General features: G+C 54.3%; 15 protein-coding genes. 7 read left to right on the top strand and 8 right to left on the bottom strand.

The genetic code is table 11. The features are described 5' to 3' along the window. Nucleotides 1-12: 12 nt before the first annotated feature. From smpB to AAC637_RS12190, 6 genes are all read left to right on the top strand, one after another. Nucleotides 13-489: an SsrA-binding protein SmpB gene (gene smpB, locus AAC637_RS12215; protein WP_340303815.1), complete on the top strand. Its 477-nt coding sequence runs from the start codon at nt 13-15 to the stop codon at nt 487-489. Between the two features lie 86 nt (nt 490-575). Beyond that, nucleotides 576-1424, top strand: coding sequence for a 3-mercaptopyruvate sulfurtransferase (sseA, locus tag AAC637_RS12210; protein WP_340303814.1), 849 nt, complete (start codon nt 576-578; stop codon nt 1422-1424). Then, nucleotides 1421-1978, top strand: a complete 558-nt coding sequence (locus AAC637_RS12205) for a GNAT family N-acetyltransferase (protein ID WP_340303813.1) — start codon at nt 1421-1423, stop codon at nt 1976-1978. The genes sseA and AAC637_RS12205 overlap by 4 nt, the downstream gene beginning before the upstream one ends. Before the next feature lie 6 nt (nt 1979-1984). Beyond that, nucleotides 1985-3178 (top strand): amino acid aminotransferase, encoded by a 1194-nt coding sequence (locus tag AAC637_RS12200; protein ID WP_340303812.1) that lies wholly within the window; start codon nt 1985-1987, stop codon nt 3176-3178. Between the two features lie 68 nt (nt 3179-3246). Continuing rightward, nucleotides 3247-3870, top strand: a complete 624-nt coding sequence (locus AAC637_RS12195) for a queuosine precursor transporter (RefSeq protein WP_340303811.1) — start codon at nt 3247-3249, stop codon at nt 3868-3870. A gap of 242 nt (nt 3871-4112) precedes the next feature. Next, the gene (locus AAC637_RS12190) at nt 4113-4691 is read left to right on the top strand and encodes a hemerythrin domain-containing protein (RefSeq protein ID WP_340303810.1); all 579 of its coding nucleotides are present in this window, start codon (nt 4113-4115) and stop codon (nt 4689-4691) included. 37 nt (nt 4692-4728) lie between these two features. On the opposite strand, the gene gyrB is transcribed toward AAC637_RS12190, so the two are convergent. The 8 genes from gyrB to mutM form a co-directional block, all read right to left on the bottom strand. Continuing rightward, nucleotides 4729-7146, bottom strand: coding sequence for a DNA topoisomerase (ATP-hydrolyzing) subunit B (gyrB, locus tag AAC637_RS12185; protein ID WP_340303809.1), 2418 nt, complete (start codon nt 7144-7146; stop codon nt 4729-4731). 73 nt (nt 7147-7219) lie between these two features. After that, complete coding sequence (locus AAC637_RS12180) at nt 7220-7846, bottom strand: LysE family translocator (RefSeq protein WP_340303808.1); 627 nt, start codon at nt 7844-7846, stop codon at nt 7220-7222. A gap of 8 nt (nt 7847-7854) precedes the next feature. Further along, nucleotides 7855-8931: a DNA replication/repair protein RecF gene (gene recF, locus AAC637_RS12175; protein WP_340303807.1), complete on the bottom strand. Its 1077-nt coding sequence runs from the start codon at nt 8929-8931 to the stop codon at nt 7855-7857. Between the two features lie 39 nt (nt 8932-8970). Beyond that, nucleotides 8971-10089, bottom strand: coding sequence for a DNA polymerase III subunit beta (gene dnaN, locus AAC637_RS12170; RefSeq protein ID WP_340303806.1), 1119 nt, complete (start codon nt 10087-10089; stop codon nt 8971-8973). A 138-nt stretch (nt 10090-10227) separates the two neighbouring features. Continuing rightward, entirely contained in the window at nt 10228-11604 is a 1377-nt protein-coding gene (gene dnaA / locus AAC637_RS12165; RefSeq protein ID WP_340303805.1) for a chromosomal replication initiator protein DnaA, read from the bottom strand. Between the two features lie 619 nt (nt 11605-12223). Next, entirely contained in the window at nt 12224-12493 is a 270-nt protein-coding gene (rpsT, locus tag AAC637_RS12160; RefSeq protein ID WP_317657210.1) for a 30S ribosomal protein S20, read from the bottom strand. A 160-nt stretch (nt 12494-12653) separates the two neighbouring features. Further along, entirely contained in the window at nt 12654-13430 is a 777-nt protein-coding gene (locus AAC637_RS12155) for an enoyl-CoA hydratase (protein ID WP_317657209.1), read from the bottom strand. Nucleotides 13431-13494: 64 nt separating this feature from the next. Further along, on the bottom strand, nt 13495-14361 hold the full coding sequence (gene mutM / locus AAC637_RS12150) for a bifunctional DNA-formamidopyrimidine glycosylase/DNA-(apurinic or apyrimidinic site) lyase (protein ID WP_340303804.1): 867 nt from the start codon (nt 14359-14361) through the stop codon (nt 13495-13497). A gap of 88 nt (nt 14362-14449) precedes the next feature. Between mutM and ubiE the strand changes: the two genes are divergently transcribed. Next, nucleotides 14450-15214 (top strand): bifunctional demethylmenaquinone methyltransferase/2-methoxy-6-polyprenyl-1,4-benzoquinol methylase UbiE, encoded by a 765-nt coding sequence (ubiE, locus tag AAC637_RS12145; RefSeq protein ID WP_340303803.1) that lies wholly within the window; start codon nt 14450-14452, stop codon nt 15212-15214. The last annotated feature ends 2 nt before the right edge of the window (nt 15215-15216 follow it).

The raw sequence follows: 15216 nt of genomic DNA, 5'->3' as shown, positions 1-15216 counted from the left end.
AGAAGGGCCAGTATGGCAAAGAAAGACGAAAATAAAAACTACAAGACCATTGCCGAGAACCGCCGCGCGCGGTTTGACTATGCTATTGAATCTGACCTTGAGGTTGGAATCGTCTTGCAAGGCTCCGAGGTGAAGTCACTGCGCCAAGGCCAATCCAACATCGCCGACAGCTATGCGGCGGTTGAGGATGGCGAATTGTGGTTGGTGGCCGCCTATATCGCACCATATGCCCAAGCCAAAACTTGGGGTCATGAAGAGCGGCGCAAACGCAAACTTCTTTGCTCAAAACGGGAGGTCGCGCGTCTTTGGAACGCCTCGCAACGCGAAGGCATGACCCTTGTGCCCTTGGTCATGTATTTCAACGATCGTGGCATTGTGAAGCTCAAGATTGGCATCGCCAAAGGTAAAAAAGTCGCCGATAAACGCGAAACCAGCGCCAAGCGTGATTGGAACCGCCAAAAGCAGCGGATTCTCAAACAAAACGGGTAAGCTGTCATGCGCCCTTTGCCTGATCACCAATTTGAGCTAGGTCTTTTTGGAGCTCGCCTTGACCCAAACGCGCCTTGGAGTTCGCTATGACTGATGATCCTAAAACCCTTGTCTCAACCGAATGGCTTGCGGCCCATCTGTCGGATCCTGACCTGCGGATTTTGGATGCATCTTGGTATTTGCCCGATATGAACCGCGATGCCCGCGCGGAATATGAAGCGGGCCATATTCCCGGTGCTCGCTTCTTTGATATTGACGAGATTAGCGACACCCAATCTGCCTTGCCCCATATGGCACCACCCTCTGAAAAATTCATGTCGCGGATGCGCGCGATGGGTGTGGGTGATGGGCATCAGGTGGTGGTCTATGACGGGGCGGGCATATTTTCAGCTGCCCGCGTGTGGTGGCTTTTCCGCCTGATGGGCAAAACGGACATCGCCGTTCTTGATGGGGGATTGAAAAAATGGAAGACCGAGGGTCGCCCCTTGGAGGATATGGCACCAATCCTGCGCGACCGCCACATGACCGCACAACGCCAAGCAAATTTGGTCAAGGATGTGACCCAAGTCGCCGCTGCCGTGAAATTGCGCGATTGGCAGATTGTTGATGCGCGCGGCCCCGCGCGATTCCACGGTGATGAACCTGAACCGCGGGCGGGACTGCGCGCTGGCCATATTCCAGGTGCATTGAACGTGCATTATGCCACGCTGCTCAATTCCGATGGCACCATGAAAAAAGGCGAGGCTTTGCGCGCCGCCTTTACCGATCAAGGCGTTGATCTGGAGCGGCGGATTATCACAAGCTGCGGCTCTGGCGTAACGGCGGCTATTTTGTCCTTGGGGCTAGAGATCCTTGAGCATCGCGATCATGCGCTTTATGATGGATCTTGGGCCGAATGGGGCCAATTCGATCAGCTGAAAGTTGAAACGGGATGAGCCTGATTAAGGCAGGAACCGAGGTTCCCTATCGCGTCACTTTTTTGCGTATGACCGCGCGGCCTGACACCCAAACCCCGCTGCCCCAAGATATTACGCTTGAGCGCGTTATGGATCCGCCCCTTTGGTATTTTTTTGCGCTCTATGACGCGGTGGGACGCGATTACGAATGGGTAGATCAACATAATCGCCCCGAGGCTGAACTACGCGCCTTTCTCGAAAGCCCCTTGGTCGAGCTGTGGGTCGCCAAACGTAGCGGCGTGCCGCAAGGGTTTTTCATGCTTGATTTCACCGACCCGCCGATCTGCGATCTGGCCTATTTTGGCCTTATGCCAAATGCCGTTGGCCAAGGGTTGGGCCGCGCTCTTCTGAACCAAGCACTGGCACAAGCATGGGATGGCGCAGGCGTCACATCCGTCACAATAAACACCTGCACGCTTGACCATCCGCGCGCACTGGCGCTCTATCAATCGGCGGGTTTCGTGGCTGAGCGGTTCGAAGATCGCAGTCGTATTCTGACCCGCGACAGAGACACATCGCTTCACCCTGCCTAAAGGCCTATGATGTTTGAAACGCTGACCGCCCCCGAAGCTGATAAAATCATCCGTCTGATGGGAATTTTTGCAGCTGACCCGCGCCCTGAAAAAATCGACCTTGGCGTAGGGGTCTATAGAAACAGCCAAGGACAGACCCCAATCATGGTAGCGGTCAAAGACGCCGAGCGGCGGATTTGGGACGCACAGAACAGCAAATCCTACGTCTCGCTTGCAGGCGATAAAGCCTATCTTGATGCGGTCGAAGAGTTGCTATTTTCCACGCGCGGGGTCAAAGCCACGATTGCAACACCTGGTGGAACGGGGGCGTTGCGCCAATGTTTTGAGGCGCTCAAATATCTGCGCCCAAACCTGACGGTATGGCTGCCAGAACCAACATGGCCCAACCACGCCTCGATCCTGCGCTATTTGGGTCTGCAGGTTCAGACCTATCGCTTCCGCGATGAGGCAACAGGCGGGTTAGATCAAGCAGGGCTGATGGCGGATCTGGCACAATTGGCACAAGGGGACGCCGTGGTCATCCACGGATGCTGTCACAATCCAACGGGGATTGAACCAACCCCAGACACATGGTGCGACATCGCCGTGACACTGGCCAAGCGCGGGGCCTTGCCCGTGATTGATATGGCCTATCTGGGATTTGGCAGTGGAATAAAACAAGATCGCGCGGGTTTAGATGTGATCTGCGCTGAATGCCCTGAAGTTTTGGTGGGGTTTTCTGCCTCTAAATCCTTTGGGCTATATCGAGATCGCGTGGGTGCGGTTCTGGCTCAATGCCACAGCCCTGCTATTCAAACTGAAATGCAAGGCTTGCTGACATGGCTTAATCGCCAGAATTATGCCTTTCCCCCAGATCATGGGGCGCGGGTGGTGCAAGTGATTTTGGATGATACCGAACTGCGTGCCAATTGGGTGGCCGAGCTATCGGCGATGCGTCACGAGATTGACGCAAACCGCCAATGCTTTGCCAATGATTTGCGTCAGCACCAAATGGGTCGCCTCGCAGATCAAATCGCGGCACAACGTGGGATGTTCTCACTGCTGGGCCTCAGCCCCGATGACGTGCGTCAGCTGCGCGAAACGCGGGGGATTTATCTGGTTGAGGACAGTCGCGTCAATCTTGCGGCAATGACACCCACGGCCAGCCACATCGTGGCCGAAGCCATTTCAACGCTTGCACAAGCTGGGCAATCAGCATAGAGCGCGCTCTGTCCCGCAATGCGCGCGGGGCCAAGTCTCCGAGTACCTTGTCAAAACGGATGAACATTATGAAATCTTCCTATCTTCCTGGCATCCTTGCCATGGCGGCCATCGTTTTGGCCTCAAATATCCTTGTGCAGTTTCTATTCGGCAATTGGCTGACATGGGGTGCCTTTACCTATCCACTGGCCTTTTTGGTCACTGACATCATGAACCGCGTCTATGGTGTCGCAGCCGCGCGGCGCGTTGTGTTTGCAGGTTTTGTGACGGGCGTGATCTGCTCTCTCATCGGCACGCAAATCATGGGCGAGTTTGGGCCATTGGTGACGTTGCGTATTGCTCTTGGTTCTGGCTTTGCGTTCCTCGTGGCGCAGTTGATGGATGTGGCCATATTTGACCGCCTGCGCGCAGGCGCATGGTGGCGCGCGCCTGTCGTCTCGACCTTGGTTGGGTCTAGCCTTGATACCGCGCTGTTCTTCACCATCGCGTTTTCGGCAAGCCTCAGCTTCCTTGAACCTGCCAATGATGTCTCTTGGACGGGCGACATATTACCCATCTTGGGCCACGGCCCCGAAGCGCCGCTGTGGGTATCCCTTGCCATTGCTGACTGGTTGGTCAAGCTCGCGCTCGCGTTGATCGCACTTGTGCCATTCCGCCTGATTACCCGCAAAGTTTTGGCACAGGTTGCGTAAAAACTTTTGACAAACACAAAATATGTGGCAACCTGTGGATAACAGCAACGTAATGAAAGGAGGTGATCCAGTGTCTAGAGAGGTATTGGAGAAAGGGTTCGGGACAGCGATGGAGGGGCGCCTTTAAGCAGCCTTAAGGGCGATAACCGAAATGGCTGGGCGATGATTTCCTAACCGCGCCCACCTCCTGATTTCTCGAAGGGCCGCTTGCAAGAGCGGCCCTTTTCGATGAGAGGTTTCCCATGACTGAGATAGATCATCTTGCATTGGCCCACCGCGAGGGCCTGCCCGATGCGCTGCGCGTTCTGTTGCAGGATTACCCGCGCGAGACATGGCAAGCGCATCCTAATTTTGGTGGCTTGGTCGCATTCTGGTTGGACCGCCACCTTATGTTCCGCCGACTTGACGCCATGTTGACCGATGCTATGCAACAGGCGCTAGATCGCAACAATGATCCGCAAAACTTTGCGCGCAACCTGTCTCGCTTTGGTGGGATGCTTCTTGAGCAATTACACGGCCATCACATGATCGAAGATCAGCATTATTTTCCGTTGCTTGTGCAAAAAGAGCCCAAACTTGAACGTGGTTTTGATATTCTTGACCGTGACCACCACGCGCTTGATCCGCTGTTGGCGGATTTTGCTACGGCAGCGAATGGGGCGATTACGGGCGCGCTTGCGGGTAAAGGACCAGATGCAATTGCCCCTGTTGAGCGAGAGATGGCCCGCCTGTCCCGTATATTAGATCGGCATTTGCAAGATGAAGAAGAACTGGTGGTTCCCGTCATTCTAAAATTCGGCCCTTCGGGCCTAGACGGATAACCCAAAGCCCCCGCGCTTGGGGGCTTTGGGGGAGAGTTTAAAAATCTAAGTTCTCAACACTCAGAGCGTTGGCTTGGATGAATTCGCGGCGGGGTTCTACGACATCGCCCATCAGTTTGGTGAAAATGTCATCCGCATCGGCCAGATCGTCAATTTTGACCTGCAACAAGGTGCGCGCCTCTGGGTCAAGGGTTGTCTCCCACAACTGGCCTGGGTTCATCTCACCCAAACCCTTATAGCGTTGCAGGGTCAGGCCCTTTTCACCTTCCGCCAAAATGGCATCCAGCAATTCAGTCGGGCCATGGATGATCTGGCTACGTTCTTTACGGGCAAGATGCGCTGGCTTTGCAAAAATCTCGCGTGTTTCGGCGCTGACGGAGGAGAGCTTGCGCGCCTCGCCAGAGCGCAGAACCGCACCATCAAGGTTTCTGATTTCTTCCACCCCGCGCAAAACGCGGCTAAGGCGGATCCCATGATCTTGGGTGATACGCCCTTGCCATCCGCGCGCGTATTCCACGGCGACCAAATCAAGGCGCGCCGCGATTTGATCCGCAACACCCTGAAGATCGCTGTTCAAGCGGTCTTGATCAAAGCCGCCCGCAAGCGCGGCCTGTTCAAGGATGTGACGGGGATAATGGGTTGGGAAGGCCTCAAGAACACGGCGGAAGGCACGCGCGCCATCAACAACACGCGCTAAATCTGCGCCTGCAATTTCTTCGCCAGAGGGCATACGCAGAACCGCGCCATCAACGCCCATTTGGATCAGGTAATCATCAAGCGCTGCTTGATCTTTCAAATAGACCTCGGATTTACCGCGCGCCACCTTGTAAAGCGGCGGCTGCGCAATAAAGAGATTTCCCGCCTCAATGATCTGCGGCATCTGGCGGAAGAAGAAGGTCAACAACAGCGTGCGAATATGCGCGCCATCAACATCGGCATCCGTCATGATGACGATCTTGTGGTAGCGCAGTTTTGATAGGTCAAACTCGTCCCGACCGATGCCTGTGCCAAGCGCGGTGATCAGCGTGCCGATCTCTTGGCTTGACAACATGCGATCAAAGCGCGCGCGTTCCACGTTAAGGATTTTCCCGCGCAGAGGCAGAACCGCCTGATTGTGCCGCGACCGGCCCTGTTTGGCGGAACCGCCGGCGCTGTCACCCTCGACCAAGAACAATTCAGATTTGGCGGGATCTTTTTCCTGACAATCCGCCAATTTACCGGGCAGGCTGGCCACATCCATCGCCGTTTTGCGGCGGGTCAACTCGCGCGCTTTACGCGCGGCTTCGCGGGCCAAAGCCGCTTCGACAATCTTGCCCACGATATTACGGGCCTCTTGGGGATGTTCTTCAAACCATTCGCCAAGCTTTTCGTTGACCAAATTCTCCACTGCAGGGCGCACTTCTGAGGACACCAATTTGTCCTTGGTCTGGCTTGAGAATTTTGGATCAGGCACTTTGACAGACAACACGCAGGTCAGCCCCTCGCGCGCATCATCGCCTGTGAAATTGACCTTTTCGCGCTTAGCGATACCCGATGTATTGGCGTAGTGGTTGATCGTGCGGGTCAGCGCACCACGAAAACCTGCCAAATGCGTGCCGCCATCACGTTGTGGGATGTTATTGGTGAAGGGCAGCACGTTCTCATGATAGCTGTCATTCCACCACATCGCGACCTCAACGCCGATGCCATCGCGTTCGCCCGACATAAAAATTGGATCTTCCAGCATTCCTGATTTGGAGCGGTCGATATATTTCACGAATTCGCGCACACCGCCCTCATAGACCATCTCGCTGCGCAAAGGCTCGGCTGGGCGCTCATCCTCAAGCACGATTTTGACGCCCGAGTTCAAAAAAGCCAATTCACGCAGACGCGTCTCTAGGGTTTTGAAACTATATTCCAAGTTCGAAAATGTGGTCAGCGAGGCGAGAAAACGCACTTCCGTGCCCTTTTCACCATCGGAGTCCCCCACAACGCGCAAATGCTCGACCGTTTCGCCACGTTCGAACTTGGCGTAATGCTCTTTGCCATTGCGCCAAATGCGCAGTTCCAGCCAATCGGAAAGGGCGTTTACAACCGACACGCCGACACCATGCAGACCGCCAGAAACCTTATAGGAGTTCTGGTCAAATTTGCCGCCTGCGTGCAGCTGGGTCATAATCACTTCGGCAGCAGATACGCCTTCCTCAGCATGCATATCCACAGGGATACCACGGCCATTATCGCGCACAGAAACTGAATTATCAGCATGAATTTTGACAGAAACTTGCGTGGCGTGACCTGCCAATGCCTCGTCAATGCCGTTATCGACAACCTCATACACCATATGGTGCAGGCCAGAGCCATCATCAGTGTCACCGATATACATACCGGGACGCTTGCGAACTGCCTCTAAGCCCTTGAGAACTTTTATGGAATCTGCGCCGTATTCCTGCGGCGCGGGCGCGTTTTCGGCCATGGGGACCTCTGCCTGTTTCTTATGCGGTTTTATAACGCGTTGTTGTGGGAATGTCACGCCTTTGCCACAATATTTAGCGGTTGAACACCGCAATCGCTATGGCCACCAAGATCAGCAGGCCGCCCGCGATCTTGTTAATCCGTGTCAGCGCCACTGGGTTCGTCACAAGGCGGCGCGCACGATCCACAAAAAGCGCAAAAAACGTATTTCCAACCAATGGCACAAACATGGAGATGACCCCAATCAGGGCGATATCGGTCGCGTTAATCATGCTGAGATCAAAGAACCCCGGCAGCATCCCCATGTAGAATAAAATCGCTTTGGGGTTGGCTAAAATCACCGCAAGGCCTGCAATGAACCCTGCCCAGACCCCTTTGCGATTAAGGCGGCTATCGGCGCTGATTTGGTGGCCTGCATGACGGATTAGCATGACCCCCATACCTGCAAAAACAACCACAGCGATCCAATGCAGCGCCTCCATCACCCAATCATAGCTTGCGACAATCCATGCAAGCCCGACCAAGGCCAGAACTGACCATGCGGTATCCCCCAGTGCCACCCCCAGCATCAGGGGAAACGCCCCACGCATCCCATGCGCCAATGTGCGCGCGGTCAAGGCCAACCACACAGGGCCAGGGGTGAGAAACAGCACGAAAAGCGCGCCCGCATAGAGCGCCATTTGGGCCAGCGTTATTGTCATTGTCCTACCTAATTGGCCGCCTCCACCCCGAGCGGCACCTCTTGCGCACGCGCGCCAAATTCCATGAACAATTCTGGGCCCGTGCCTGTCAAGAAAGCTTGGGCATTCAGCGCGCATATTTCGTCAAAGAGGGCTGCTCGCCTGTCTGCATCAAGATGTGCCGCCACTTCATCCAACAGCACCAAAGGTGCGCGGCCCGTGTCCTGCTTTAATGCGCGGGCATTGGCCAAAATAAGAGAAACCAAAAGGGCCTTTTGCTCACCCGTGGAGCATTGCCGCGCTGGGGCATCCTTGACGCGATAAATCGCGCCAAGATCAGTGCGATGCGGGCCAACCAACGTGCGCCCTGCTGCCATGTCCCGTGACCGCGTGTCAGACCACAACGTGACCAAATCGGTGGGCGCGGTAAAACCCTCTCCCTCCTCCAAGGTCAGATCTGCGATAGGGAAACTGGTTTCCGCCTCCTCTTGCGCGGCAGCAATGCGGGTCAAGGCGGCGTTGCGATTGGCACATATTTGCTCTGCGGCACTCATCATCTGACGTTCAAGCGCCGCATACCAACCCGCATCGCGCACCTGATCCTTTAGCAAGCGATTGCGATCCCGCATGGATTTTTCATAGGCTAGAACCGCCTCACCATGATCTGGAAAGAAGCTCAGCGTAATACGATCCAAAAACCGCCTGCGTCCTTCGGCTCCTTCAATCCAAAGCCGATCTTGCGATGGCACCAGCCAAACCATCCGCAAAAGGCGCGCAAGCGCCAATTGGGGCGCGGATTTCTCATCTATCTCGACCTGACGGGGGCTGCTTGGCTCGGCGCGGGTGATGATCTCATGCACAGTGTCGTCAATCTGCAGGGTCGCCGCCACGCGCCACCCAATCACCTCTGGGTGGCGGATCAAATCCTCGGACGGGGCGCGCCGCAGCCCCCGACCAGGGGACAGCATCGAAATCGCTTCTAAGATATTTGTCTTACCCGCCCCATTTGGCCCATAAATCGCAACAGGCCGCCCATCGAAAGACAGCCGCAAACCACGATGGCTGCGAAAATGCGACAGATGCAAATTCGAGATATAGGCACTCATCCCGCGCGCTCTTTCAATCTACTTGGCGCGCGCGGCGCCTCAGACCCGCATCGGCATTACAACATAGATCGCGCTGGTGTCGTTCCCTTCGCGCATCAAGGTTGGATCACCCGATGAATTGAACATGAACACAGCGTTCTCGCGATCCACTTGGCTGGCGATTTCAAGCAGGTATTTAGCGTTAAAGCCGATCTCGAGCTTTTCATCCGCATAGGCAACCGCCAACTCTTCCTCGGCCGCGCCTGCATCTGGGGCATTCACCGACAGAACCAAACGATCCTCATCAAGGGACAGTTTCACCGCGCGTGAGCGCTCGGACGACACTGTGGCAACACGATCAACTGCACGCGCGAATTCAGAGGCATCCACCTCCAATTTGCGAGTGTTTCCCGATGGGATCACGCGCTGATAATCAGGGAAGGTTCCATCAATCACCTTCGAGGTCAGCGTGATCTCAGGTGTAGCGAACCGAATTTTTGTCTCAGATACGGAAACCGCAATCACCGCATCGTCATCTTCCAACAATTTGCGGATTTCACCCACGGTTTTGCGCGGCACGATCACGCCGGGCATGGCCTCGGCACCTGTGGGCAACTCGGTATCCACGCGCGCCAAGCGGTGACCATCTGTGGCAACCGCGCGCAGCATCCGTCCCTCTTCACCTTCGGCAATATGGAAATAAACGCCGTTGAGATAATAACGTGTTTCCTCAGTCGAAATTGCGAATTTGGATTTATCGAACAAGCGGCGCAGCGCCGGCGCTTTGGCCGAGAAATTTGCGCTATATTCAGACGAAGACATCACAGGAAAATCTTCCTTGGGCAATGTCGCCAAAGAGAAATTCGATCGGCCCGCCTGAACGATTAAGCGACCCGAGGCTGCATCATCACTGATTTGTACCAAGGCCCCGTCAGGCAGTTTGCGCGTAATTTCATGCAGTGTGACCGCCGAAACCGTGGTGGCACCCGCTTGTTCGACATGGGCATCCACCTTGTCGACCACCTCAATATCAAGGTCGGTGGCACGAAAGGAAACATGGCTACCATCCGCCTCGATCAACACATTCACCAAAATAGGGATCGTGTTACGGCGTTCGACAACAGATTGGGCTTGGCTGACAGCTTTGAGCAGGGCCGCGCGCTCGATCGAAAATTTCATAGCCTCGTCTCCAACATATAGCGGGGCGCAGAGGTTACTACCTCTGCGCCGCAGCACAAGTATTTTATCAGCAATGTTTCGATTGGCACAGTCGGGGTCAATGACAATCTTTCGATTGGCATGGCTTAGTGCGGAAAATCACGCCTCCAAAAGACGGCGCAGCAATTCTGCATCTTCCACGAATTGGCTATCCGTACTCATCAATTCTTCGATTTTGCGGACGCCATGCAAAATGGTCGTATGATCACGGCCCCCAAATTTGCGCCCGATTTCTGGCAAGGATCGCGTTGTGTATTTCTTGCACAAATACATCGCCATTTGCCGAGGACGCACAATATTGCGCGCGCGATTGGGGCTCATCAAATCTGCTGGACGCACTTTGTAGTAGTCGCAGGTTTTTTTGATGATTTCATCCATCGTCACCTTGCGGCTGGTCGCGCGCAAAACGTCAGAAAGGCATTCTTGGGTCAGATCGAGCGTGATCTCGGCACCAACCAGATCAGCAAAGGCGCAAAGACGCGTCAAGGCTCCTTCAAGCACCCGCACATTCGATGAGACACGATGCGCAATGAATTCCAAAACCCCGTCTGCGATTTTCAAATCACGATACCTTTGGCGCTGTGTCTCGAGTTTGGATTGCAGGATACCAAGGCGCAATTCATAGTCGGTTGGATGTAAATCCACCACCAAGCCGCATTGCAAACGCGAGGCGATCCGACTGTCGAGATCCTCCATATCAACAGGCGCACGATCCCCCGAAATGATAATCTGTTTACCAAGTTCCACCAAAGCGTTGAACGTGTGAAAGAACTCTTCTTGTGTAGAATTCTTGCCTGCGATGAATTGCACATCATCAACCATCAAAACATCAACCGAACGGAACATCTGCTTAAAGCCGATCGTATCTTTTTCCCGCAACGCACGCACAAAGCGATACATGAACTGTTCAGCAGATAGGTAATGAATGCGCTGATTGGGCTTGCTTTTGGTCAACTCCCAAGCAATCGCGTGCATCAAGTGGGTTTTGCCAAGACCAACACCGCCGTAAAGAAACAGCGGGTTAAACGCCACGGGGCCACCTTCGGCAACACGGCGTGCGGCGGCGTGAGCCAACTCATTCGGTTTGCCCACGATAAAATTCTCGAACGTGTAAGAAGGGTTCAAATTAGACAAAGGAATGTCCGCATCGGCGCTGATCGCGGCCGAGAGGTCAGGCGCAGACTGCACCGGCGCCCCAACTGCAGGCGTTTGCGGTGCATTAAGTGTTTGGGGCGTGCTCTGCACCAAGAATTCCAAGCGGTCTACTGCAAGCCCTGCGCCATGCAAGTGGCGCAAAATTACATCCCCAAATTTTTGCGAAACCCAAGTGCCAAAGAAATTCGTGGGGACACGGAAACGCGCGATGCGGGCATCGATGCGGTCAAACTCAATCGGCTCAATCCATGATTTGAAGTTATTTTTTCCAATCGCCGATTGCAGTTCATTACACACATCCGCCCACTTGTCGTTCGTCATCATGCACCTACGCTTATTTTTAATTTTGCCGCATGAGAACCATCGTTCTGGCAGTTCCCACGCGGATCATCCCCGCTTAACGTTTTCAGAAAATCTGCCTGACCCATTGCAAGTCCAACGGCATAATTATGCCCGCTTGCAACGTCCAAACCGCGAGAGCGAACCGTCTTGAACAATTTTTTACAAAAAAGGTACCCACTCGCAGTTTGCGAGATCCTTTTTTGCCGTTCTTAAAATACGGTCACTCTCTCGAGGGAACACAAACACCATCGGTGCAGACGCTTGGCATCTAAGCCATCGGTCACAGCGATAACCATGCGTGGAAACGCAAAGGCATCACTCAACCTGTGGGCAGATTAATCCACCCTGCGCCGCGCACAAAAATTTGCGCGCGTTGGTTTTTACACCTGTCAGCTGTCCCCCCAGACAATCTGAATCACCTTGCGAGGGTAGCGGGAGTCGCGCGCCCCCCGCAATAGAACTTCACGCTTGACACAATTCTTTTTCAAACCCGAATCTGATGCATCCGCAGAACGGCCTTGATCGGCAAAGATTTTCCCAAAAAAAACGCCCGCAGAAGCGGGCGAATTTGTCATAATAATTAGGTCAAAGCCCAATATTACTTGGCCGAAAGCGCCTTCACACGGGCCGATAGGCGCGACATTTTCCGCGCAACCGTGTTTTTATGCAGGACACCTTTTGTCACACCGCGCATCAGCTCGGGCTGTGCATCGCGCAACGCGGCTGCAGCAACAGATGCATCGCCTGTTGCAATCGCTTCTTCAACTTTGCGCAGGTAGGTGCGGATACGCGAACGGCGCGCTTTATTTACTTCATAGCGGCGCTCATTCTGGCGGGCGCGTTTTTTGGACTGAGGCGTATTTGCCATCGGTTGATCCCTTCTCTCAGGCTCGTATCAATTAAAATGCAACGCGCGCCTGTCCAGCACCAACCACGGGTTTATAATCCGGTCCTCTGGCCAAAGCGGGCCTCACACGCATGTCTGAAGCGCGCATTACGGGAATTCTGACAGAATGTGAAGCCCTGAATCACTTGTCGCGAAACTGGGCTTCGCGCTTTTCAAGAAAGGCTGCCATGCCTTCCTTTTGATCTTCAGTGGCAAATAGCGCATGAAACAGGCGGCGTTCAAACAAAACGCCTTCACGAAGCGTGGTTTCATAGCTGCGATTGACCGATTCTTTGACAGCCATCACAGTGACCATGGATTTCTCAGCAATCTTGGCCGCCGCACCCATGACCTCTTCCATCAATTTTTTGGCAGGGACAACACGGCTGACAAGACCTGCCCGCTCTGCTTCTTCAGCGGTCATGAAGCGGCCTGTCAGATGCATATCCATCGCTTTCGACTTACCCACAAAACGGGTGAGGCGCTGCGTGCCGCCGATACCCGCGACAATGCCCAAATTGATCTCAGGCTGTCCGAATTTTGCCGTGTCCGCGGCAATGATGAAGTCGCACATCATCGCCAATTCGCATCCCCCGCCCAAGGCATAACCCGCAACGGCGGCAATAATGGGCTTGCGACAGCGCAGTAATTCTTCGGTCTCAGTTGTGAATAAATCGCCTGCGAATACATCGACAAAGCTTTTCTCGGACATTTCTTTGACATCTGCCCCAGCGGCAAAGGCCTTATCCGAGCCAGTAATAACGATTACGCGAACCTTATCATTAGAATTGGCGGATTTAATGACCTTGGACAATTCGCCGAGCAACTGAATGTTCAGCGCGTTCAACGCATCGGGTCTGTTCAGCTTGATTAGGCAGACATGGTTTTCAATGTCCACAATCAGGGTTTCATAGGCCATCGCCAGTCAATCCTCGCAGGTTCGCATTCGCGGCAGGGTTAACAGGATAAGCCAAAAGTTGAAACTACCTTTGGCAGGCAGGGCAGTAAAAACTTGACCGCCCCGATTGCACAATACGGCGGATCACGCCCGCGCATCCCGACTTGAGGCAAGGCTGGCCTTCGCGGTCATAGGCTTGGAATCCATGCTGGAAATATCCTAATTCCCCATCTGCTTGGCGATAGTCACGCAAGGATGACCCGCCCGCTTCAAGTGCCTCGGATAAAACCTCGCGAATGATTGGGACAAGGGACGCAACACGCGCAGGTGCAATTCGACCTGCTTGACGGGTTGGGGATATCCCCGCGCGAAACAGGGATTCGCAAACATAGATATTTCCCAAGCCCGCCACGATCCGCTGGTCGAGCAATGCCGCCTTGATCGGTGTTTTGCGCCCAGACAGCGCATCGACCAAATAGCGTTCATCAAACTGGTTACCCAAAGGTTCTGGGCCGATCTCGCGGATCAACCAATGATCCGCCTCACCCGCAGTCGCAAACAAATCCATCGCACCAAATCGGCGTGGATCGTTAAAGGTGACACGCGCGCCTTGTGCCATTTCGAAAACAACGTGATCATGTTTTTGAGGGGCAGGATGGCCATGCACGAACTGCGCAAGTGTCTCGCGCGCGCCTTCAGGCAGCGAAATCAACATTCGCCCCGACATGCCCAAATGGATCAAGACAGTCGTGCCGCGATCTAAATCCATTAAGATGTATTTCGACCGCCGCCGCAAACGCAGGATACGCGCTCCAGAAACATCCCGCGCCATATTGGCAGGGAATGGCCAACGCAAACCCTCACGATTGAGGCGCAATTCTGTGATCATCTGCCCCTCCATGACGGGGATAAGACCACGGCGCACTGTTTCCACTTCGGGAAGTTCTGGCAAATTCTTCACTCCTTGTTCCAAGCGTCGCATTGTCAGGCGGCCCTTGCTGCCTATAAGAGAGGGGAGTTGAGAAGGAGGGCAAGGCCCGATGACATCGAAAGATGAAAGCCAAGACAGCCGCACCACCCATTTCGGTTTCCAAACCGTGGGCGAGGATGAAAAGGCAGGCATGGTGCATGGCGTGTTTTCCAATGTGGCAAGCCGCTATGATGTGATGAATGATGTCATGTCCGCAGGTATTCACCGCGTTTGGAAAGATGCGATGATGGATTGGCTTGCCCCGCGCGCGGGTCAGGACTTGCTCGATGTTGCGGGCGGGACGGGCGATATCGCTTTCCGCTTTCTCAAACGCGCGCGTTCTGCGAAGGCAACAGTGCTTGATATGACGCAATCCATGCTGATCGAGGGGCAAAAGCGCGCTGAAGCCGCGCATATGGCCGACAGCCTGAATTGGATTGTGGGCGATGCCATGGCGCTGCCCTTTGAAAACAATCGTTTTGACGTCTACACCATCAGCTTCGGCATCCGTAACGTGACCCGAGTGCAGGATGCGCTGAATGAGGCGTTTCGTGTCCTCAAACCTGGTGGACGCCTGATGGTTTTGGAATTCAGCCAATTGCCGAATACGGGCCTGCAAAAGCTATATGATCTCTATTCATTCAATGTGATCCCGCGCATGGGTCAGATGATTGCCAATGATCGCGACAGCTATCAATATTTGGTCGAGTCGATCCGTAAATTTCCCGATCAAGAGACCTTTGCAGGGATGATCCGCACCGCTGGGTTTGAGCAAGTATCCTATCGTAATCTCAGCTTTGGCATCGCCGCGCTGCATTCTGGTTGGAAAATTTAACC

Source organism: Roseobacter sp. HKCCD7870 (genome assembly GCF_037830315.1).
Taxonomy (GTDB): domain Bacteria; phylum Pseudomonadota; class Alphaproteobacteria; order Rhodobacterales; family Rhodobacteraceae; genus M30B80.
This window is presented reverse-complemented; position numbering and strand designations above follow the sequence as displayed.

What these genes read in the sequence shown, in the direction of transcription:
- AAC637_RS12155 (WP_317657209.1), bottom strand. Translation starts at nt 13,430, where the DNA reads ATGGCCTATGAAACCCTGATTGTGGACATTGAAAACCATGTCTGCCTA.
- sseA (WP_340303814.1), top strand. Translation starts at nt 576, where the DNA reads ATGACTGATGATCCTAAAACCCTTGTCTCAACCGAATGGCTTGCGGCC.
- ubiE (WP_340303803.1), top strand. Translation starts at nt 14,450, where the DNA reads ATGACATCGAAAGATGAAAGCCAAGACAGCCGCACCACCCATTTCGGT.
- AAC637_RS12200 (WP_340303812.1), top strand. Translation starts at nt 1,985, where the DNA reads ATGATGTTTGAAACGCTGACCGCCCCCGAAGCTGATAAAATCATCCGT.
- AAC637_RS12195 (WP_340303811.1), top strand. Translation starts at nt 3,247, where the DNA reads ATGAAATCTTCCTATCTTCCTGGCATCCTTGCCATGGCGGCCATCGTT.
- gyrB (WP_340303809.1), bottom strand. Translation starts at nt 7,146, where the DNA reads ATGGCCGAAAACGCGCCCGCGCCGCAGGAATACGGCGCAGATTCCATA.
- smpB (WP_340303815.1), top strand. Translation starts at nt 13, where the DNA reads ATGGCAAAGAAAGACGAAAATAAAAACTACAAGACCATTGCCGAGAAC.
- recF (WP_340303807.1), bottom strand. Translation starts at nt 8,931, where the DNA reads ATGAGTGCCTATATCTCGAATTTGCATCTGTCGCATTTTCGCAGCCAT.
- AAC637_RS12205 (WP_340303813.1), top strand. Translation starts at nt 1,421, where the DNA reads ATGAGCCTGATTAAGGCAGGAACCGAGGTTCCCTATCGCGTCACTTTT.
- dnaN (WP_340303806.1), bottom strand. Translation starts at nt 10,089, where the DNA reads ATGAAATTTTCGATCGAGCGCGCGGCCCTGCTCAAAGCTGTCAGCCAA.
- AAC637_RS12190 (WP_340303810.1), top strand. Translation starts at nt 4,113, where the DNA reads ATGACTGAGATAGATCATCTTGCATTGGCCCACCGCGAGGGCCTGCCC.
- AAC637_RS12180 (WP_340303808.1), bottom strand. Translation starts at nt 7,846, where the DNA reads ATGACAATAACGCTGGCCCAAATGGCGCTCTATGCGGGCGCGCTTTTC.
- dnaA (WP_340303805.1), bottom strand. Translation starts at nt 11,604, where the DNA reads ATGACGAACGACAAGTGGGCGGATGTGTGTAATGAACTGCAATCGGCG.
- rpsT (WP_317657210.1), bottom strand. Translation starts at nt 12,493, where the DNA reads ATGGCAAATACGCCTCAGTCCAAAAAACGCGCCCGCCAGAATGAGCGC.